The 20,583-nt window shown below is 39.6% G+C and carries 19 protein-coding genes; 11 read left to right on the forward strand and 8 right to left on the reverse strand.

Annotation, left to right across the window (positions count from 1 at the left end):
- Positions 1-10 precede the first annotated feature (10 nt).
- The 6 genes from GQR47_RS11425 (at position 11) to GQR47_RS11450 (ending at position 4,425) form a co-directional block, all read left to right on the forward strand.
- Positions 11-1,324 carry an ATP-binding protein gene (locus GQR47_RS11425; protein WP_165723806.1) on the forward strand — a complete coding sequence of 438 codons (1,314 nt, stop codon included), beginning with the start codon at positions 11-13 and terminating at the stop codon, positions 1,322-1,324.
- Positions 1,317-1,670 (forward strand): cupredoxin domain-containing protein, encoded by a 354-nt coding sequence (locus GQR47_RS11430; protein ID WP_138490154.1) that lies wholly within the window; start codon positions 1,317-1,319, stop codon positions 1,668-1,670. The genes GQR47_RS11425 and GQR47_RS11430 overlap by 8 nt, the downstream gene beginning before the upstream one ends.
- Positions 1,657-2,397, forward strand: coding sequence for an iron transporter (locus tag GQR47_RS11435; RefSeq protein ID WP_165723807.1), 741 nt, complete (start codon positions 1,657-1,659; stop codon positions 2,395-2,397). Before GQR47_RS11430 ends, GQR47_RS11435 begins: the two co-directional genes overlap by 14 nt.
- A complete protein-coding gene (locus tag GQR47_RS11440; protein WP_165723808.1) occupies positions 2,394-3,110 on the forward strand; it encodes a hypothetical protein in 717 nt (238 codons plus the stop codon). The genes GQR47_RS11435 and GQR47_RS11440 overlap by 4 nt, the downstream gene beginning before the upstream one ends.
- A gap of 240 nt (positions 3,111-3,350) precedes the next feature.
- Positions 3,351-3,560 carry a cold-shock protein gene (locus GQR47_RS11445; protein WP_002959120.1) on the forward strand — a complete coding sequence of 70 codons (210 nt, stop codon included), beginning with the start codon at positions 3,351-3,353 and terminating at the stop codon, positions 3,558-3,560.
- Between the two features lie 151 nt (positions 3,561-3,711).
- Positions 3,712-4,425 (forward strand): transporter substrate-binding domain-containing protein, encoded by a 714-nt coding sequence (locus GQR47_RS11450; protein ID WP_310736855.1) that lies wholly within the window; start codon positions 3,712-3,714, stop codon positions 4,423-4,425.
- A 2-nt stretch (positions 4,426-4,427) separates the two neighbouring features.
- Here the strand turns inward: GQR47_RS11450 and GQR47_RS11455 are convergent, their stop codons facing one another.
- The 3 genes from GQR47_RS11455 to udk form a co-directional block, all read right to left on the reverse strand.
- On the reverse strand, positions 4,428-5,138 hold the full coding sequence (locus GQR47_RS11455; RefSeq protein WP_182725018.1) for a transporter substrate-binding domain-containing protein: 711 nt from the start codon (positions 5,136-5,138) through the stop codon (positions 4,428-4,430).
- 294 nt (positions 5,139-5,432) lie between these two features.
- Entirely contained in the window at positions 5,433-6,659 is a 1,227-nt protein-coding gene (locus tag GQR47_RS11460) for a NupC/NupG family nucleoside CNT transporter (protein ID WP_039488805.1), read from the reverse strand.
- Between the two features lie 17 nt (positions 6,660-6,676).
- A complete protein-coding gene (gene udk / locus GQR47_RS11465) occupies positions 6,677-7,309 on the reverse strand; it encodes a uridine kinase (protein WP_024596281.1) in 633 nt (210 codons plus the stop codon).
- Positions 7,310-7,501: 192 nt separating this feature from the next.
- On the opposite strand from udk, the gene GQR47_RS11470 reads away from it, so the two are divergent.
- On the forward strand, positions 7,502-8,734 hold the full coding sequence (locus GQR47_RS11470) for a phosphopentomutase (RefSeq protein ID WP_024596282.1): 1,233 nt from the start codon (positions 7,502-7,504) through the stop codon (positions 8,732-8,734).
- The gene (gene deoD, locus GQR47_RS11475) at positions 8,734-9,438 is read left to right on the forward strand and encodes a purine-nucleoside phosphorylase (protein ID WP_007376638.1); all 705 of its coding nucleotides are present in this window, start codon (positions 8,734-8,736) and stop codon (positions 9,436-9,438) included. Before GQR47_RS11470 ends, deoD begins: the two co-directional genes overlap by 1 nt.
- 712 nt (positions 9,439-10,150) lie before the next feature.
- On the opposite strand, the gene GQR47_RS11480 is transcribed toward deoD, so the two are convergent.
- Positions 10,151-11,041: a tetratricopeptide repeat protein gene (locus GQR47_RS11480; RefSeq protein WP_002959108.1), complete on the reverse strand. Its 891-nt coding sequence runs from the start codon at positions 11,039-11,041 to the stop codon at positions 10,151-10,153.
- Between the two features lie 905 nt (positions 11,042-11,946).
- On the opposite strand from GQR47_RS11480, the gene katG reads away from it, so the two are divergent.
- A complete protein-coding gene (gene katG, locus GQR47_RS11485; protein WP_165723809.1) occupies positions 11,947-14,127 on the forward strand; it encodes a catalase/peroxidase HPI in 2,181 nt (726 codons plus the stop codon).
- A 103-nt stretch (positions 14,128-14,230) separates the two neighbouring features.
- On the opposite strand, the gene GQR47_RS11490 is transcribed toward katG, so the two are convergent.
- Entirely contained in the window at positions 14,231-14,803 is a 573-nt protein-coding gene (locus GQR47_RS11490) for a hypothetical protein (protein ID WP_002959106.1), read from the reverse strand.
- Between the two features lie 191 nt (positions 14,804-14,994).
- Here GQR47_RS11490 and arfB point away from each other — a divergent pair, with 191 nt between their 5' ends.
- Entirely contained in the window at positions 14,995-15,408 is a 414-nt protein-coding gene (arfB, locus tag GQR47_RS11495; RefSeq protein WP_002959105.1) for an alternative ribosome rescue aminoacyl-tRNA hydrolase ArfB, read from the forward strand.
- A 125-nt stretch (positions 15,409-15,533) separates the two neighbouring features.
- Here the strand turns inward: arfB and eat are convergent, their stop codons facing one another.
- From eat to GQR47_RS11510, 3 genes are read right to left on the reverse strand one after another with little or no spacing between them, the layout of a single operon-like run.
- The gene (gene eat, locus GQR47_RS11500) at positions 15,534-16,937 is read right to left on the reverse strand and encodes an ethanolamine permease (protein WP_154902838.1); all 1,404 of its coding nucleotides are present in this window, start codon (positions 16,935-16,937) and stop codon (positions 15,534-15,536) included.
- A gap of 59 nt (positions 16,938-16,996) precedes the next feature.
- The gene (gene eutC, locus GQR47_RS11505; protein ID WP_024594887.1) at positions 16,997-17,884 is read right to left on the reverse strand and encodes an ethanolamine ammonia-lyase subunit EutC; all 888 of its coding nucleotides are present in this window, start codon (positions 17,882-17,884) and stop codon (positions 16,997-16,999) included.
- The gene (locus GQR47_RS11510) at positions 17,881-19,287 is read right to left on the reverse strand and encodes an ethanolamine ammonia-lyase subunit EutB (protein WP_024594888.1); all 1,407 of its coding nucleotides are present in this window, start codon (positions 19,285-19,287) and stop codon (positions 17,881-17,883) included. The genes eutC and GQR47_RS11510 overlap by 4 nt, the downstream gene beginning before the upstream one ends.
- Positions 19,288-19,514: 227 nt before the next feature.
- Here GQR47_RS11510 and GQR47_RS11515 point away from each other — a divergent pair, with 227 nt between their 5' ends.
- Positions 19,515-20,471, forward strand: coding sequence for a helix-turn-helix domain-containing protein (locus tag GQR47_RS11515; RefSeq protein WP_024594889.1), 957 nt, complete (start codon positions 19,515-19,517; stop codon positions 20,469-20,471).
- Positions 20,472-20,583 lie beyond the last annotated feature (112 nt).

Genomic DNA, 20,583 nt, shown 5'->3' on the forward strand with positions numbered 1-20,583 from the left:
GAGGTTGAAAATGTCTATTCGTAAACGTCTGACCTTAATTTTACTTTCAATGATGGTGCTAACTTGCTTTTTAGCATTAGTAAAAGGCTATCAAAAAAGTATGCACCACGGCGAAAGTTTGCTTGATGATGAACTTAAAATAGTAGCTGGCGTTTTAATTGAGCAACCATTGGCACTAAGCACAGATGCAGTACAAGTAAGTAATAATAGCGCTCAGTTGTTGTATCAAATTTGGCAAAATAATAATTTACTTAGTGGCTCATCGAGTTTAACGAATAACCAAATTAGTTTTAGCGAGGGCTTTCAAACGGCCAATGTAGCAGGGCAGCGTATGCGGGTATTTGTGATGAGTAAAAACACCCGTAAAATCATCGTTGCTGAACCTATGGCAAAGCGTTTTGAATTAGCTGAAGCCGTTATTTTATCTGCAATGTTACCTATGCTATGGGCAGTCCCTCTGCTTGCTATTTTTATTAGCTTTTTTGTTAAATACGCATTAGCCCCTCTTACTCGATTATCTAAGCAGTTGGCGTCTCGCCAAGCTAACGACTTTACGCCAATTAACTGGCAAGTAACTGACGAAGAAATTAAACCTGTTATTAATCGTTTAAACGACTTATTTAAACGCGTAGAAACAGCCTACTTACGGGAGCGATTTTTTGCCTCAGATGCAGCTCACGAATTACGTACTCCACTTAGTAGTTTAAAAATTAACGTACATAATTTGGCTAATAAACAAAGTAATCTGCAAGACCATCAAGAATTACAAGCTATGTCGCAGGGCATTAATCGTTTAAGTAATATTGTTGAACAAATGCTAATTTTAGGGCGCACCCAGCCTGAACAATGGCAGAGGCAGTTTAGCGAACAATCATTACTAACGATTACTCAGCAAGTCGTATCGGAGCAATACGACAAAATAGATGAAAAAAACCAAACCATTAGTCTTGAAGGCGATGACTTTATTATTAATGGTGATGAGTTTACATTAACCACACTCATCGCTAATTTACTTAGCAACGCCATAAAGTACACACCCAAAAATGGTCAAATTATAATTAAATTAGTATCAAGTAATAACGGCTTTAGTTGGCAAATTGATGATTCTGGTGCGGGTATGACTGAAGAGCAAAAAGAGCGAATATTCAATCGTTTTTATCGCGTAGGTGGCGATCAGCATCCATCAGGCGAGCAAGGTGCCGGTTTAGGTATGGCGATTGTTCAACACATAATTGCTATTTATGGCGCAACTATTCATTTAGCGAATAGCCCTTTAGGCGGACTAACCGTTAAGGTTACTTTTACAGGAGTGAAAAGTGACTAAACGTTTATTTAATCGGTGCCTTTGTTGTTTGCTATTTTTGTCGTTCAATGCGGCGAGTAAAGAGTACCTTATTATTTTAAAAGATCATTTGTTTTATCCCTCGCAAATTACCATTCCCGCGAATAAAAAAGTAAAACTATTGATAGAAAACCAAGATAGCACACCAGAAGAGTTTGATAGCTTTGATCTAAACAGAGAAAAAGTACTCTACCCAAACCGTAAAAGCATTATTTATATAGGGCCGCTTAGTAAAGGGTATTACGAATTTTTTGGTGAGTTTTCGCCCAATACAGCAAGGGGCGTTGTAATAGTTGGTGATGAGGAGGCGCAGCATGCTAATAACTAGTTTAGTCATGAGTCTTAATCAATTGCTACCTGTGGCTATTTTATTAGTGCTACTACAAGTGGTTAAAAAACAAAGCGCTTTAAAAATAGGATCTGCTTTACTGATTGGCGCGCTCATGTCGTTTATGTACATGCAAAGTGCATCATGGGTGAGCCAGTGGTTTGAACATCAAGGGCTAGAGTACTCACAAATAGGGCTATGTATTACTATATTTATAGCCGTATTAGTATTTGCAATAAAACAAAAATCAGCGGCATTTTATATTGCTGTTATAAGCACAATAACATTGTATTTAAGCCACTATATTATTTACCTCACCAGTTTTTGGCAAAGTAATGATGCAGGGCAAAGCTTATTTATTGGCACTTTATTAGGTGTTGGGATTTGCTTAAGTTTTAGCGTATTGCTGTACTTTTTAATGAATGCAATTAAGCACCGTTTTGGCATGTATCCGCTTTTTACTTTGCTTGCTTTTAACAGTGCGGCTAAGCTATTGGTTGCACTGGATTTAGCAAGCCAAATAGATTTAATTACCAACACCGCAACCGTATGGGATTTACGTGATGCATTAAGCGAAAACTCTGAGCTAGGGCGCGTACTTCGTTCTCTTATTGGTTATGAGGCAACCCCTGATTTAATGAGTGTAGTTATATATAGTACAAGCAGTGTGGTATTTTTATTACTTTGTTACGTTATTACGGCTTCAATATCTAAGGAACGTGTATGAAAGTACTCAACCTATATTTAGCGCTTAGCTTTACCGTTTTTTATTTATTGGTGTTCTCAATCCCAGCAAAGGCTGATGGAATCGTTGTTGATAAGGTTTATCACCCCTATGTTTTACCTTTTGAGCGAGAGTTAGAATGGCGGTTAGTGTCGCACCAAACAGATAGTGGCAACATACTCGCGCAGCGTTTGGGTGGTGGTGGAGCTATAAACGATACAATTGCACTAGAAGGTTACATAGTTGGTGAGCGAGATGACAACGGCGATTTTGGCTTAGAAGCTTACGAGCTTGAGTTGCGCTGGCAACTAATTGAGCAAGGTAAGTTATGGGCTGATTGGGGCGCATTATTCGAGCTTGAAAAAAAACACAACGAAGACGTATATGAAGCAACGTCGGGTTTTGTGATCGAAAAAGAATTTGGCAAAACAAGCTTAACTATGAATGCCTTTTTAGTTTACGAGTGGGGGCAGGATATTCAAAATGAATGGGAAAGTGAGTTTAGAGCACAATACCGCTATCGCTATCGTTCAGCTTTTCAGCCGTCTATTGAAGTTTATGTAGGAGAGGACTTTGTTGGCATAGGGCCTGGGTTTATAGGTTTGCAGCGTTTTGATGGACAAAAGCAGTTAAAATGGGAAGCGGGTTTTATCACTGAGATAAGCCAATCAGAAAAAAATCATAGTTTTAGGCTCGCATTAGAATTTGAATTTTAATAACCAAGGAAAGCGGTTTTGGTTGTTTATCACTCTGATTATAGATAGGTACTTGACATATTTTAAAAAATCTATATAGTGGGCTGCAGCTAGAAAGAAAGCATGTAAGCTATAAATCTCCATTTCGATGTTGTATAAGTAATACTTGTAGTACCGTCCTGAAGTTTTTAAAGTACCATCTCATTTTTTGCTACACCCGCTCTTATGAGCATATTTTTTATTTTATATCAGGATATTACAATGTCTAACATCGTATCAGGTACAGTTAAGTGGTTCAACGAGTCTAAAGGTTTTGGTTTCATCGAGCAAGAAAATGGCCCAGACGTTTTCGCACATTTCTCAGCAATCAAAAGCGAAGGTTTCAAAACTTTAGCTGAAGGCCAACGTGTAGAGTTCACTCTTTCACAAGGTCAAAAAGGTCCACAAGCTGATAACATCACAGCTGTATAATTTTACTTTTTAAGTAAAATGAAAAAAAGCGCTTAAGGCGCTTTTTTTGTGTCTGAAATTTGACTCAACCTAAGCTGCACCTATTATTAATGTAAGTTCATCAGTAGGTATCGTTATCATTAAATCCTTCCTTATACTTGTTTTTATATTTATCAGTCATTACGCACAAGCTGAAGGTTTCAAGCTCACGGTCTACACTGAGCACTTTTCGCCATACAATTTTGAAAACAAAGCGGGTCAACTTGTTGGCATAAATCTCGATATTGTAAAAGATGTATGCATTGCGTCAGACATTACCTGTGAATTTAAAATACTTCCTTGGAAACGTGCTTACAGCCTAGCCCAAAAAGATAAGCATTCAGGTATTATCTCTATCGCTAAAACATCTCAAAGAACGCCTATTTTTAATTGGGTAGGGCCTTTGGCATCCAGTGAAACATTTTTTTATAAACTTAAAAAAAATACTCAGTTAAAAATGAATAGCTTAAATGAAGCAAAGCAGTTTTCACTTGCTATCGTAAGAGGGGATATTTACGAATCCATAATTAAAAAAGTAGGGTTTGAAGCAGGTAAAAACCTTTTGTCCATAGGTGATGAAAAGCAATATATGCACTTGTTTTTAAATAGTAAAATAGATTTGATTTTAGGCTCTGAATACACCATTGGTTATCAACTTTCGCCTTTTGGGTATAGTGAAGACGATGTCGTTAGGCTGCAGGAATTACCATTACCTGAGATAGCAGGTAACTACATCGCGTTTAATAAATCAGTACCCAATTACATTGTAGAGCGTTTTAATAGGGAGTTTGAAAAGCTTAAAAAGAAGGATAACTTTTCGGCTTATAAAAAACGTTATAAGCGCTAATGTTAGTACCAGTAAGGCAGCCCTTTCTTTTGCTTTATTTTTAAAAATGCAGCTTGCAGTGATTCTATTAAATGCATATCTGCTTTTTTATTCGCAGCTAAATAAGCATCAATTGTTAGCTCATCTATTTTATAAATAAACTTTAAGTGTGCTGGTTTGAGCTTTAGATAATCACTCATCTGCTGCATATATAAAGGATCGTCTACAATTAAATCTACTTTTTTAGCGAGTAGTAAAGAGTATGACTTTTGAATATCAGAGGTTAAAACAACTTCAAACCCCAGTTTTGCGAGGGTTTGTGTTGAAAAATCATTGCGCTGCATAGCAATTTTGTACACTTTGGCTTGTTCAGTAGTGTTTATAATAAGATCATCTCGCTCTGATAGGCCAATAAAGCCTAGTTCAAAACGTCCGACAGGTCCTATCCAATAAAATTTGTCTTCTCGCTCTACAGTGCGTGCAAGGCTGTATATAAAGGTATTTTTAAGCTCATCTGCAATTTTATAAGCACGTGCCCAAGGGTACATTTGAATGTTAGGTGTTAGATCAGCCTCAGCAAATATATCTCTAATAAATTGAGTACCTTCACCTGCTACCTCACCATCAATCAACACCTGGTTTGGCGGTGCTAACTCTGTAACAACAAGGATGGGTTCTTTTGCTTGAACATACACAGAGCAAATTAAAAAAAGAGAATAAAGAATATATTTCACAATAGCGGATCGTTAGTCGGTTAGCTTAAGTAATATAAGTGTGGCTGAAAATACGAAAAACACAAAAAATATTTATGTGAATTTGTTACTAAGATATTGGTTTATTTGAGTTATATATAACCATAAATAAGGTTAAATAGCTTAAAGGTGGGGGAGTGTATAAATGTGGAAGGCCTAAAACGATAAAAGGGCCTTGCGGCCCTTGGTGAAGTATCGTTCAAGTCAGATAGAGCTTTAACCCCTTAAAGCGCTATCCTCTTGTTTTGCAACACCGGTGTTCATCTCAATAAGTTTCTAAGCTAGCGAGAGGAAAAACCCAGCAATTGCTGCGCTCATAAGGTTAGCCATAGATCCTGCTAACACTGCTCTGAGCCCTAAGCGTGCGATATCCTTCCGCCGACTAGGCGCCATACCGCCTAACCCACCTAGTAAAATGGCTATCGATGATAAGTTAGCAAAGCCACATAGAGCAAAAGTAACAATTGCTTGTGTGTGCGCGCTTAACGTATCGCGATAATTTATAAAGTCTAAGTAAGCAACAAACTCGTTCACTACTATCTTTTGACCAATAAAGCTGCCGGCTATAATTGCTTCATCCCATGGCACACCTAGTAACCATGCAACAGGAGCAAATACATAACCTAATATTTCTTGAAGCGTTAATGTTGGGTAATCAAACCACCCACCAATACCACCTAATAAACCGTTTAGTAGTGCAATTAGCGCTACAAAAGCAAGTAACATTGCACCTACATTAAGTGCTAAATGCATACCGTTTGCTGCACCTGATGCAGCTGCATCAATTACATTTACAGGCTTATCTTCGTCATCTAAATCTAAATCAGCTAAGTTATCTTTAGGCGTTTCAGTTTCTGGCACAATCATCTTGGCCATTAAAAAACCACCTGGAGCAGCCATAAAGCTCGCTGCTATTAAATACTTAAGATCTACGCCAATAATAACGTAACCGGCCATTACAGAGCCTGCCACAGTGGCTAAGCCACCTACCATCACTGCAAACAATTCCGATTTAGTCATTGTTGCTATAAATGGCTTAACTATTAGCGGTGCTTCAGTTTGGCCAACAAAAATATTTGCTGTCGCTGAAAGCGATTCTGTGCGAGAGGTTTTCAATAATTTTTGTAAACCGCCGCCTAAAATCCTAATTATCCAATCCATGATGCCAAGGTGATACAACACAGCAACAAGTGCTGAGAAAAACACGATAACGGGCAAAACTTGAATCGCAAAAATAAAACCTAATGTGTCTTGTGAGGCAAGTGGGCCAAACAAAAACCCAATACCGTCGTTTGCATAACCAATAACCGACGATACGGCTGCTGACATGCTCGTTAACACATTTTTTCCTGCTTCAAAAAACAGGACAAAACCGCCAATAACTACTTGCATCGCAAATGCTATACCAACGGTTCTTAAATTAATTGCCTTGCGATTAGTTGATGCCGCAAAGGCAATGCTTAGTAGCACACACATGCCCACTAAGCTCATAAATGTTGTCATACAAATGTTTCCCGTTGTTATTCTTGTAGTAAATATTTTATCTTACTTTTTATTATATCAATCGCAACGCGGTTCATACCGCCTCGAGTCACAACTAAATCTGCATTATGCTTAGAAGGCTCAATAAATTGATAAAACATCGGTCTAACAGTTGCTTGATACTGCTCAACAACAGATTGTAATGTTCTGCCTCGTTGCTCCATATCACGTTGCATACGACGCATTAAGCAAATATCTAAAGGCGTATCTATAAACACCTTAATATCAAATTCTTTATTAAGCGCTTTGTCACTCAATAATAAAATACCTTCAACAATGAGTATCTTAGCAGCAGGCACTCGGCGAGTTTTCTCGCTACGTGTATGCTGTGCATAATCATACGTTGGTACTTCAACTGAATTTCCACTACGAAGCTGTGTTAAATGCTCAAGCATTAACGCATGTTCAAATGCATCAGGATGGTCGTAATTCGTTTGCGTACGATGCGCCATCGGTAAATGCGACTGATCCTTGTAGTAAGCATCTTCTTCAATAATGGCGATAGCGCCTGGTTCAAGTTCATTAACCAATTCATTGTATATAGTTTGGCTAAAAAGAGATTTGCCCGACGCAGACGCGCCTGCAATAGCTATAATAGTAGTTCGTGTCACTAAAGTTCTCACCCACACAGAAGGATATATTGTTGGTAGATCACAATAGCAAAAAAGACACGATTAATCTCTTTTGCTTCGCTTAAGAATGCAAATTTATAATGTTTAGGTTTTATGAAACAGGACTTTTGTCCTGTACGGAAAAATCGATCAGCGGATAAAGTAACCACCTAGAATCAAAGTGAGGTCAAAATGGCAAGAGCAATTATCTTAATGGCAGATAGCCTAGGAATCGGTGCAGCACCAGATGCAGATAAATTCGGCGATCTTGGGGCTAATACATTCGCTCACTTACTAAAAGCATATTACGACGAAACAGGCGCTGCATTATCGCTTCCTAACCTATCAAAACTTGGGTTAGTGGATGCATGTGAAGCTGCCGGTGGAGAACCGTGTTTAATTTCAGACCGCCAAGCTTCTCAAGGGGCATGGGGTTACGCTAAAGAATTATCTAGCGGAAAAGACACGCCATCAGGTCATTGGGAAATGGCAGGAGTACCTGTGTTATTTGATTGGGGATATTTCCCAAAAACACAGCCAAGTTTCCCACAAGAATTTATAGACGAGTTTATAGCTCGTACTGGTATTCCTGGCATTTTAGGCAACTGCCATGCATCGGGAACAACCATTTTAGAACAGCTAGGTGAAGAGCACGTAAAAACAGGTAAACCAATCTGTTACACCTCAGCTGATAGCGTGTTTCAAATAGCCGCGCATGAAGAGTCATTCGGCCTAGAGAAGCTTTATCAAGTTTGCGAAATCGCACGGGCGCTACTTGATGAAATGAATATAGGACGAGTGATTGCGCGGCCATTTTTGGGTTCAAATAGCCAAGACTTTGCCCGCACAGGTAATCGTCGCGACTATTCAGTGCTTCCGCCAGCACCAACATTGCTAGATGTGTTAGCAAAAGACGGCGGCGAAGTAATTAGTATTGGTAAAATTTCAGATATTTACGCGCATCAGGGCATAACCCAAAAGCATAAAGCACCTGGGCTTATGAACTTGCTAGAAAAAACCAGCGAAGTAATGAAAAGCGCACCAGATCATAGCTTAATCTTTACTAACCTAGTTGATTTTGATGAAAAATTTGGTCATCGCCGTAACCCAGTAGGTTATGCAAAAGCATTAAAAGAATTTGATGACTATTTACCAACTATACTAAAACAGTTAAACGCAGATGATATATTAATGATCACTGCAGATCACGGTTGTGACCCAACCTTTCCAGGTTCTGAGCACACTCGCGAATACGTACCGGTTATTGCATATAAACCAGGTATGAGTAACACACCACTAGGTGAACGCAACAGCTTTGCAGATATCGGTCAAACACTGGCACAGTGGTTTAACTTATCTGCGCTTGATTACGGCGACAGCTTTTTAAATGAGCTAACAACGCCAAATAAAAAGGAAAACAATTAATGAGTACTCCGCATATCAGTGCAAACGTTGGTGATTTCGCCGAAACAGTATTAATGCCAGGCGATCCGCTACGTGCGCAATATATTGCTGAAAACTTTTTAGATGATGCAGTACAAGTTACAGGTGTTCGTAACATGTACGGTTTCACTGGTACTTACAAAGGTAAGCCAGTAAGCATCATGGGTTCAGGCATGGGCATTCCATCAATGTCTATTTATGCACGTGAGCTAATTGTAAGCTTTGGCGTTAAAAATATTATACGTATTGGTACGTGTGGTGGTATTGGCACAGATATCAAAATCCGTGACGTAATTTTTGCACAAGGTGCAAGCACAGATTCAAACGTAAACCGTGCACGTGTTCGTGGCTACGATTTTTCTGCTATTGCTAACTTTGACCTACTTTTAAACGGTGTAAACGCCGCTAAAGAGCTAGGAATAGAAGCAAAAGTAGGTAACGTATTTACAACCGACACTTTCTACCAAGCAGACGACTCGTTCTACAAAGACTTAGACAAGTTAGGCATGCTAGCAGTAGATATGGAAACAGCCGGTTTATATGGCGTTGCAGCTGAATACGGCGCAAATGCAATGGCATTATTTACAGTAAGTGACCACGTAATCACCGGTGAAGCAACACCTGCTGATGAGCGTCAAAGCACGTTTAACGAAATGGTTAAAATTGCATTAGAGTCAATAGCTTAAATAATACATAACAGTTCCTTGGTAACGTATTCACTAAGTTTTGGAGACACGCCCAAAGTGAAGTGAGACTAACCTCCAAAGCCGCATTTTATGCGGCTTTTTTTATGCCTGAAGAAAATGGGTAGCATTTAATTCAACCATCCTAAAAACTACGTTTTTAAACGCCTGCAAGCAGCGCGTCTACAGGTAAATTAAACTGCTGAGTGTAAGTTTCTCAGGTAGGCACTAAGCTTGCTCGCGCGAGAAGCACTTAAGCTAACTACTCTAAAAGCGCAGCATCTCTAAACCTATTTGTGTATAACAGCCCTAAAAAACAATATGCACGCAGAGAAGAAAAGGAGGAGCAAATGAGAAGAGCAAAACCAATGCTGACTCGGCATTATAAAAGTACAAGCGTTGCTTTAAAAGCTTGTAACCTGCGCGAATAGCTGTGTTTATACCAAGTTTAGAGTATGACTTGTTGCTCATGTTAGAAGCACAGTTTCTGATTGTTTTTATTATTTTAACTTCTAAGCTCTTCTCTAAAAGCGCAGCGTCTTTAAACCTCTTTGTGAATTAATCACTTTTGATCTTAGCTCTACGCTAGAGCTGAGTTTGTAGAGCGCAGTTAAGCTTCTAATTACACAACAAACTTTACCTTTAAAAACAAAAAAAGGGCCAAGGCCCTTTTTTATGGTGTTGCGCCTAATCATACAGGCCAAATTCTGAGTGCTTAAACAACTTCACCAGCCACTATCGTATTAAAGCTGTCGTTGTCATGCAGGCTTGCAAATGCGCTCTCGTGTAATAATTCATTACGTAAGTTTGGAGAGTATTCAAGTGCCATTTTAATATCGGCTAATGCATCAGCATGCTTATGTGTTAGTGCATAAGCACATGCTCGTTGCCAATAGGCATAACCATAGTCACTATCTATATCAATAGCTTGATTACACAGCTCAATGGCTTGTGCTGTTTCATTAATTTCTAGTAGTGCATCGGCTTTATAAGCAATGGCTTCAACATCTTCAGGTTTGCGATTGAGTATTTCATCAAAAATTTCAATTTTATTTGCAAAATCACTTTCTAGGTTTGCGCGCATCCACAACGAATGAACTTCGTTAGTCACCGATATGCGCTCTTGGTTGCTGAGTATTTCTTCTGAGCGAACGCGTAGTTTTTCTTCAAGAATTTTTAATCGGTCTTCATACTCGTCTGTAATTACACTCACACGCGTATTTACAATATCTTCTACTTTGTTTTTAACATCGCGCAACGAGTTCCAACCCACTAAAACTAAAATCGACGCCGTAGCGGTAATTATAAAAAACACATTATTAATGGTATCTGTAGTGTACGTTAATGCGCGATCGGCAGTATCAAGCTGCGCATGAGTAACCTGCTTAGTTACATCTTCACGAAGCTTTTGCTGATCTTGCCTAACTGCTTTTAGCTCATCTAATATGTAGCGCTCCATTAGCGGCTTATACATAGGCTCTTTGAGTTGTTGAAGAGCTTGTTGCTCTTGTTGTGCTGTAGGTGAAGCTGGTTGCTTTTCAGCAGAGTTCACTATGCCTGAAAACAAAGTTAAACAAACAAAAAGTACAGATAGGTAATAACGCATTGGTACGCCTAATTAAATTAATTACTGTAATAACTTTAACATGCAGGGCTTAATGGCACTAGGGCGTGTTGTTCTTTGTGGATTAAAATTGACCTAATTTAGATAGGAGCAATAGTTGTAAAATTTATTTAGCCTAGTGAGCTTAGCAATAATAGGGTACAGCGTGAGCATATTACCCATGCTCAGGTAATTTGAGTAAAAATAGGCAAAAAAAAACCAGCTCAAGGTGAGCTGGCAAAAACTGCTTAAAACAACAATATGTCGTAGGGATTCACAGGAGAACAACTTCATACTAACTGAATCTTTATGAACAAATACTTAATTCAATTCAACTAGTTAAAAATATAAGAATACTCAAAGTATTCGGTTTATAAAGTAAAGGTGCATTGGGCTTAAGTAATGCACCTTTATCATTATAACTATCTAACTACAATTTCATGGTGAAGGGGGGTATTCCAATGTGCGCTTTAGTAAACTAAAGCCACTTTCAAACCCTTCACATACCATTACGCCGAAATTTTTCAATTCGATCACAGGTCTAGTAAAAAGATTAAGGTTAATTCACCGATTTTTAAATTTTTATTTTGCGTAATACTTTATATGAGCGCCATCTGACTTTTTTACTATTATTTTAAACGCCACTTTAAGCCTATTGTTAAATACATCATTAACGTAAGGGCAATCAAAAATATAAATTGGAGCAATCGTTTTAAATAGTATGTTGAGGCTGGCGTAGCATAATTTATACGCCTATATTAAGGATACGTAAGCACTTAGGTAGGCACGCTGAGTAAAAAGTAAGCCTATTAAATAAAAATAACCGTTACTTTTTAAAAAGTTATAAACGTATAAGCAATAATACTGATTGATTAAGTATTTTATTTTTCTATTTTAAGGATTTCACAATGAGCAAGCCAACAGCGGGTAAATGCCCTGTTATGCACGGTAGTAATTCAGTTGTTTCTAAAGTAAACACCGATTGGTGGCCAAACACACTCAACTTAGACATTCTTCATCAACACGATACTAAATCAAATCCATACGGCACTAATTTTAACTACGCAGAAGAATTTAAATCTCTAGATTTAGACGAAGTAAAAGCCGACTTAAAAACCTTTATGACCGACAGCCAAGATTGGTGGCCTGCCGATTGGGGCCATTACGGTGGTTTAATGATTCGTATGGCATGGCACTCAGCGGGTACCTACCGTTTATCTGATGGTCGTGGTGGCGCAAGTACCGGTAACCAACGTTTCTCGCCTTTAAATTCATGGCCAGATAACGCAAGCTTAGATAAAGCACGCAGACTTTTATGGCCACTTAAGAAAAAATACGGTAACAAACTTTCATGGGCCGATTTATTTATTCTTGCAGGTAACATGGCATACGAATCAATGGGGTTAAAAATTTATGGCTTTGCGGGCGGCCGTGAAGACATTTGGCATCCAGAAAAAGATATTTACTGGGGTGCAGAAAAAGAATGGTTAGCACCTAGTGATGAACGCTACGACAATGTAGAAAAACCAGACACCATGGAAAACCCATTAGCCGCAGTACAAATGGGCCTAATTTACGTTAATCCTGAAGGTGTTAATGGTATACCAGATCCTCTTAAAACAGCGGCTCATGTACGTGAAACATTTGCTCGCATGGCAATGGATGACGAAGAAACAGCAGCATTAACAGTGGGCGGCCATACAGTGGGTAAAACTCATGGTAATGGTAAAGCAGAGCATTTAGGCCCAGAGCCAGAAGCAGCAGACGTACACGAGCAAGGTTTAGGTTGGAACAGCACCAAAGAAGGCGGCTTTGGTCGTAATACTGTAACTTCAGGCCTTGAAGGCGCATGGACCACACACCCAACAACATGGGATAACGGATACTGCCACTTACTTTTAAATTACGAATGGGAATTAACAAAAAGCCCAGCTGGCGCTCATCAGTGGGAACCTGTAAATATTAAAGAAGAAGACAAACCAGTAGACGTAGAAGATTCATCAATTCGTTTAAACCCAATGATGACCGATGCCGATATGGCCATGAAAGTGGACCCTGCGTACCGTAAAATTATTGAGCGTTTTTATAACGACTTTGAATACTTCTCTGATGTATTTGCACGCGCATGGTTTAAGCTAACTCACCGCGATTTAGGTCCTAAAGCATGTTACTTAGGTAAAGATGTACCAAGCGAAGACCTAATTTGGCAAGATCCTATTCCAGCAGTTGATTACACATTATCAGACGATGAAATCACAAGCTTAAAAGCACAGCTACTTGATTGCGGTGTAAGCGCAAGTGATTTAATAAATACAGCGTGGGATAGTGCACGTACGTATCGTGGTTCTGATAAACGCGGTGGCGCAAATGGCGCACGTATTCGTTTAGCACCACAAAAAGATTGGCAAGGTAACGAACCTGCGCGTTTAGCAAGTGTACTTAGTGCCCTTGAAAAAGTACAAGCGGGTTTATCTAAGCCAGTAAGCATGGCTGATTTAATCGTATTAGGTGGCACAGCGGCTGTAGAGCAAGCTGCAAAACAAGCCGGTGTTAATGTAACAGTACCATTTGCACCAGGACGAGGAGACGCAACAGACGAAATGACTGATGCAGAATCGTTCGATCCGCTTGAGCCTGTTCATGATGGATTTAGAAACTACCTTAAAAATGACTTTAGCGTATCCTCAGAAGAGCTATTGTTAGAGCGCAGCCAATTAATGGGCTTAACAGCACCAGAAATGACTGCACTTATGGGCGGCATGCGTGTACTAGGCACAAACTACGCAGGCACTAAACATGGTGTATTTACTGATAATGTAGGTACGCTATCTACCGACTTTTTTGTAAACCTAACCGACATGGCTAACAACTGGAAGCCACTAGAGCCAGGTATATATAATATTGTTGAGCGCAAAACAGGCACCATTAAATGGACTGCCACACGCGTAGATTTAGTGTTTGGTTCAAACTCTATTTTACGTGCCCTAAGTGAGTTTTATGCACAAGACGATAATAAAGAACGTTTTGTACATGACTTTGTAAATGCATGGGTAAAAGTAATGAACGCAGACAGGTTCGATCTTAAATAATCTGTACGCTAAATAAAAACGGGGGAGTATTGGATACTCCCCCGTTTTTTATGCGTTTTAATTTCACGGCTAGATAAGCCCGCTTTTTTTAAAGCAATAAAACTTATAAAAGTGCAAAAAGCTTTTGTAGTTGTGGCATATATTCGCTCACAAGTTCAAGGTTGTTTTCGCTTACTAAAGATTCTGTAGACTCCTCAGCTGCGCTTGACGATTTACCAAACGAACCCATTAATGAGCTAGCGCCTTTATCTTTAGCACTTTTCATACTTTGAAAACCGCCCATTACTTTATTAGCAGTTTCTTGATTATCAGCAGAAAGGCCCGACTTAAGATTTTCGATATAAGCCATTGATACTTCAGAACCTACAGTTACTAGCTGCTCTGGCGTAAAACCGTAACGGTTTGTAACACTCGCAAAGCTTTTGTATAGGTCTTGTTCTTTAATCATGCTTAATGCACTGTTAGCTAAAGAGCTTTGTTCGCCAACACTTTGATCTGCAGAACCACCTAGCATACTTGCTAAATCTAAGTCTTTTAACGACTCTTGGCTGCTTGCCCAGCTAGTCACAGCTGGCAGTGCTTTCATATAGCTTTGAAGTTGACCTTCGTTAATATCCTCTGCAAGGCTTGAGAAACTCATCGCTAATAAGCTAAGTGATACAAGTATTTTTTTCATTGAGCATTTCCTAGTATTAAAGTAGTGCCAATTAGAAACTAATAAGCAACACTTGCCAACACAAAATAAAATATTGGCTGATTTATAGTACAATTTATGAGAATTTATTTAAGTTCTAAGAATTTAGTTGATTCACCACAAGCTAATGTACTGATGATATAATGTATTTTTGACAAATAGAGCTGAACACAATGTTAACAATTTCAAATACTGTCACTATCGATGAATGGGAACTAGAGCTCACAGCTATTCGTTCGCAAGGTGCCGGTGGTCAAAATGTTAATAAAGTAGCAAGTGCAATTCATTTACGTTTTGACATTAACCGCTCTAAATTACCTGACTTCTACAAAGAACGCTTACTTGCATTAAATGATACAAGAATTACCAAAGACGGCGTCTTAATCATTAAAGCGCAAAGCCACCGTACCCAAGAGCTAAACAGAGAAGATGCCCTTAAGCGTTTAAAGGATTTAATCCTTAGTGCTACGGTAGTTAATAAAGCGCGTCGAGCCACCAAGCCCAGCCGTAATTCACAGCGAAAGCGCATGGACAAAAAGACCAAGCATGGGCAAAACAAAGCGCTACGCGGCAGCATAAAGTTTTAGCTTTAAATGATATTAATAAAGTAGATAAGGGGCTTGATATTTACATGCATGCACTATTTTTACACCGTATTGCTTGTATAAAAATATAAGTGAGGGTTAGCCTCACTTATAATAACTATTAATATTTACTTAGCCATCTCTAAATCAGATTCTGCATCTGCCAACATTGCAAACTCTTCATCAGCGCTTTTAGCAACTAAGTGTTTTGAGCTGTAGCCAAAGTAATATACGGCGCCCACAATAAACAGCATTATAGTGTATAAAAATGCACGAGGGTCGAACGCATACACACCGGTTAATGCTATAAGCGAAAGCACTAAAGCGATACTTGACGTTACTACGCCCCCTGGGGTTTTATACGGGCGAGGTAAATCAGGTTGTTTAACGCGTAGCAAAATATGGCTCAGCGCCATTAATGCATACGATACCGTTGCTCCCACTACAGCCATTGCAAGTATTAAATCACCCTCGCCACTAAGTGATACTAAAAAACCAAATACGGCAGGTACAATCAACGCACGTGCTGGCACTTTGCGATTAGTAGTAATAGACAACGAACGCGGTAAATAACCGGCTCTAGATAAAGCAAACACTAAGCGACTATAACCATAAATAATAGAGAAAAACGAAGCGACTAACCCCGCAAGCCCTAATATATTTACAACGGTTGCTAAGCCCTCACTACCCGATGCATTTAATGCATCAACCAAAGGTACAGCACTTGCGCCCATTGCAGCAGCACCGCCAGCGCCAGGCACTAAAACAACAACTAAAAAAGCAGTAAATAACAAAAAGATCATTGCACCAATAATGCCTTTTGGCACATCTTTAGCGGGATCTTTTGCCTCTTCTGCAGCAAGCGGTACACCTTCAACCGCTAAAAATAACCACATGGCAAACGGTAATGCAGCCCAAACCCCGTACCAACCTAAAGGTAAAAACTCACTGGCTCCCACTGCATCGGTTACGGGGACGTCAAATAAGCGTGATGCATCAAAATTTGTAATTAAAACAAAAGCCGTTGCAATAATAGCTAATACTGCTAAACCACTTATTACCATCATTACTTTAAGTGCTTCTCCTACGCCTGCTAAATGAATGCCCACAAATAGTAAGTAAAATAATGCATATACCCATGGGCCATTAAATCCGGTGAGGGCTTCAACTGCAGAGCCTATAAAAATAACAATAGCAGCGGGTGCTAAGGCGTATTCAATTAATACCGCAAGCCCGGTTAAATAGCCTCCCGCAGGCCCCATAGCTTGGCGCGCAAAACTATAACCACCGCCTGCTGCAGGTATTGCAGCTGACATTTCAGCAAGCGACAATACCAGCGCTAAATACATAACTGCCATTAACACTGCAGCAATGGCAAAGCCACCCCAACCCGCTTCGGCAATACCAAAGTTCCAACCTGCAAAGTCACCCGATATTACATACGACACACCCAAACCTGCGAGTAATAACCACCCCGCAGTACCTCGTTTTAACTGTCTTTTAGCAAGGTACTCTGTATTATTAGTAGACATAACCCTTCTCCGTTGATGTTTAGTTTTTATTGTTTTATTTCATGTGTTTTTAATTAAAATTACTCAGCAATTAAAAAGTTAGTGGTTGAAACCTGATGCTCAATTACATCGTCTTGTGTACGGTCTTTTAAATTAACCCCAGTTAGTTTTAGTTTTTTAGCTTCACGTAATAAGTACAGCGCACGCCTAGCCGCTTCTGTATAAGGTAGGCCTGCTGGGCGAATATTCGATATGCAATTACGACATGCATCGTTAAGTCCTGTTTTAGGCTCCCATGTTAAATACAAGCCAAGGCTATCTGGCGAACTAAGTCCTGGGCGCTCTCCTATTAACACCATAACCACCTGCGCATTTAGCAACTCACCTATATCGTCGCCAATTGCTACTCGACCTTGTTCAACCAAAGTAATGGGGGCAATTTTAAATTGCTTGTCTGTTGTAAGGTGCGCTAATAGCTCTGTTATAAATGGGCATGCATTTTTTTGTACCGCTAACGAGGAGAGTCCATCAACCACTACAATCGCTAAATCGTATTTAGCCTGTGTAGTGTGCTTTTGTTTATTCATATAGCTGAGAAGTATTTGCCTACCATTTTCATCAAGCTTGCGGCCTAAATCGGGTCGCTGAAGGTAAGTAACCCTGTCAACAGCTTGGCTGTGTAAATGCAGGGGAGGGGCAACATCTTTTAATACGCTAATACTGCCTAGTTGCTCAGTCATTTCGTTAATATCAAGCGGAAAACTCACTGCATCGCGCGCTTGTGCATGAGATAGCTGAAAAGCCAGCATTTCTGAGGTTGGCAAACTTATACCCGCACGCCCAAGCCCAATACGGGCGTCGGTAAAACGGCGTAAATCACTCCAAGGATTGTGCACTACATTACCGTTATTTTTATGCTTGTTTACTGAGTCATCTAAAGGAGTGCTCTGTTTTAAACGTGATTTCATGAGCCACCTCCAGTAATTGCACCCAGAGGTTTAGCAAAAGCGGGAGGCAAGGTATCTGAAAGTGTAATATCGGCAGTGCTTTGCATTATTTTCATTTTGCTTAGCCATGCTTCAAACTCAGGGGCAGGTCTAGAGCCAAGTACACGGCGAACATATAATGCATCATGAAACGACGTAGTTTGGTAATTAAGCATAATATCGTCAGAGCCAGGTATTCCCATTACAAACGAGCAACCAGCAACACCTAATAGCGTAAGCAAGTTATCCATATCGTTTTGATCAGCCTCTGCATGATTGGTGTAACACACATCGCATCCCATCGGTATACCTAGTAACTTAGCGCAAAAATGATCCTCAAGTCCTGCTCGGGTAATTTCTTTACCATCAAACAAATATTCAGGGCCAATAAACCCCACCACGGTATTAACCAGTAACGGGTTAAACTTACGAGCAACGGCATAAGCGCGAGCTTCACACGTTTGCTGATCAAGCTCATGATGCGCATTTGCTGAAAGCGAACTGCCTTGCCCAGTTTCAAAATACATTACATTATTGCCAACAGTGCCACGCTTTAAACTCAAAGCGGCATCTTGCGCTTCAGCCAAGGTATTTAAATTAAAACCAAAACTTGAATTAGTCGCCTCTGTGCCACCAATCGACTGAAATACCAAATCAACTGGTGCGCCAGCTTCTATACATTCAATGGTGTTAGTAACATGGGTGAGCACGCAACTTTGGGTCGGTATGGCGTACTTTTGAATAACATCATCCATTAACGTCATTAATTTAATGGCTTGGGCAACGTTATCGGTTGCTGGGTTTATACCTATTACTGCATCGCCATTACCGTATAGCAAACCATCAAGCATGCATGCAGCAATACCATTAATATCGTCAGTTGGGTGATTTGGTTGTAAACGTGTAGATAAATGCCCGGGGAGGCCAATAGTATTTCTAAAAGCGCTCGTAACATGGCACTTTTTAGCAATTAATATGAGATCTTGATTGCGCATTATTTTGCTAACAGCAGCAGCCATTTCCGGCGTAATACCTTGCCTTATACTTGCAAGTACAGCAGGTGTTGCAAAGTCACTTAAAAGCCAATTACGAAAATCGCCTACGGTTAGATGTGCAATAGCCATAAAGGCATTTGCATCGTGCTCGTCAATAATTAAGCGTGTAATTTCGTCATCTTCGTAGGGAATAAGTACCTCATTTAAAAATGTTTTAAGAGGTATATCCGCCAATGTCATTTGTGCCACAGCACGTTCTTGTGCTGATTGTGCAATTACGCCCGCTAAGCGATCACCCGAACGCTGCGGTGTAGCTTTAGCCATTAACTGGGCTAAGTTCTTGAATTTATAAGTATGTGTACCTAAAGTGTAACTGTACGCTTGCCCCATGATTTACTCCACATAACTAATATGATCAATGATCAACCTTGGTATAGGTTTTGCTGCATCTTTAGCTATAAATCAATATTGAATAGTTACAAGACAGCTTATTTTGTACCAAGTAACTATCGAATTTTGGCAAAAGATTATTTATTAAACCAATTCAATTGGTTACACACGCAAAGCGGTGTTAACTTAAGCATAATGAAAGTGTAACGAAAAAGAGCATCCCCGATATGGCGCAGCAAAGTAGCTTCAGCGCACCACTAAAGAGCAAGGTGCAAACACACGATATAGACGAGCAAGCGCATAGCCTTACTCAATGGCAGCAAAAATACGATCAAATGAGCGACGGCAGCTTTTATGGTTGTATTGAAGAAACGGATTACGCCAATATTCATGTGTTTAAAGAATACACTGAGCGAGCGCTTCGTCAGCAATGTAACATAGCCCCTAATTCGGTTTGGCTCGGCATTCCTTGTCAGTCACAGCAAAGTAAAATTAATGGTTTAAGTGTGGCAAGTAATCAATTTATGTGCCGTACCAGTGATAACGACTTTGAGTTGATAACCCCTGAGCAATTTAATATTTATGGTTTGGTAATCGATTGGAACTCAATTGAATATATGGCGCAGCTCCAAGGCGTAACATTGAAAAACCTGGCATCTGCACAATCAGCTCGTTTATCGGTGAGCAACTCATCTTTGCAAACGGCAAGACAAATAATTAATAGCATGGTTGTAGGCAAGGGCTTTGGACTTAGAACCGAATCACAACAAGATATGCTAAACATGTTGGCACTACACTTATTACAAGCAGACAATACGCAGCAAAATATTGCGCCAAGTTATAAACACCGCAAAGCCGTAGTAGATAAAGTAAAAGATTACGTGGCCACAAATCCACAAAACCCAATAACCATAACCGAGCTGTGCGAGCTTTCCTTTGTAAGTAGGCGCACACTTCAGTATAGCTTTGAGAGTATTTTAGGAATTAACCCTTTGCGGTTTTTACGTTTAACACGCTTAAATAATGTAAGGCGGGAACTAAAAAAACCAAACCAAGATAAGCCAATTTCAGTAATAGCAGCCAATTGGGGATTTTGGCATGCGGGACAATTTGCTAAAGATTACACGCAACTATTTGGTGAAAACCCATCACAAACAGTTAAAAATAATAGTTTTAAAGGTTAAAAACTACACTTCTAACTTGAGTATAAACACCTGTAGATACCATCTCTCATTTTAAGCTTCAAGGTCGTATTTAACTTTCTTGGAGCTTAAACGCTTCTTGGTTTTTTATTAC

The organism is Pseudoalteromonas sp. Z1A2, assembly GCF_011378755.1.
GTDB classification, from domain to species: Bacteria; Pseudomonadota; Gammaproteobacteria; order Enterobacterales; family Alteromonadaceae; genus Pseudoalteromonas; species Pseudoalteromonas distincta.

Bases quoted from the DNA above. Each gene is read 5' to 3' on its own strand.
- GQR47_RS11435 (WP_165723807.1), top strand. From the start codon at position 1,657: ATGCTAATAACTAGTTTAGTCATGAGTCTTAATCAATTGCTACCTGTG.
- eutC (WP_024594887.1), bottom strand. From the start codon at position 17,884: ATGAAATCACGTTTAAAACAGAGCACTCCTTTAGATGACTCAGTAAAC.
- GQR47_RS11445 (WP_002959120.1), top strand. From the start codon at position 3,351: ATGTCTAACATCGTATCAGGTACAGTTAAGTGGTTCAACGAGTCTAAA.
- GQR47_RS11425 (WP_165723806.1), top strand. From the start codon at position 11: ATGTCTATTCGTAAACGTCTGACCTTAATTTTACTTTCAATGATGGTG.
- katG (WP_165723809.1), top strand. From the start codon at position 11,947: ATGAGCAAGCCAACAGCGGGTAAATGCCCTGTTATGCACGGTAGTAAT.
- GQR47_RS11460 (WP_039488805.1), bottom strand. From the start codon at position 6,659: ATGACAACATTTATGAGCTTAGTGGGCATGTGTGTGCTACTAAGCATT.
- arfB (WP_002959105.1), top strand. From the start codon at position 14,995: ATGTTAACAATTTCAAATACTGTCACTATCGATGAATGGGAACTAGAG.
- eat (WP_154902838.1), bottom strand. From the start codon at position 16,937: ATGTCTACTAATAATACAGAGTACCTTGCTAAAAGACAGTTAAAACGA.
- GQR47_RS11515 (WP_024594889.1), top strand. From the start codon at position 19,515: ATGGCGCAGCAAAGTAGCTTCAGCGCACCACTAAAGAGCAAGGTGCAA.
- GQR47_RS11480 (WP_002959108.1), bottom strand. From the start codon at position 11,041: ATGCGTTATTACCTATCTGTACTTTTTGTTTGTTTAACTTTGTTTTCA.
- deoD (WP_007376638.1), top strand. From the start codon at position 8,734: ATGAGTACTCCGCATATCAGTGCAAACGTTGGTGATTTCGCCGAAACA.
- GQR47_RS11440 (WP_165723808.1), top strand. From the start codon at position 2,394: ATGAAAGTACTCAACCTATATTTAGCGCTTAGCTTTACCGTTTTTTAT.
- GQR47_RS11510 (WP_024594888.1), bottom strand. From the start codon at position 19,287: ATGGGGCAAGCGTACAGTTACACTTTAGGTACACATACTTATAAATTC.
- GQR47_RS11490 (WP_002959106.1), bottom strand. From the start codon at position 14,803: ATGAAAAAAATACTTGTATCACTTAGCTTATTAGCGATGAGTTTCTCA.
- GQR47_RS11470 (WP_024596282.1), top strand. From the start codon at position 7,502: ATGGCAAGAGCAATTATCTTAATGGCAGATAGCCTAGGAATCGGTGCA.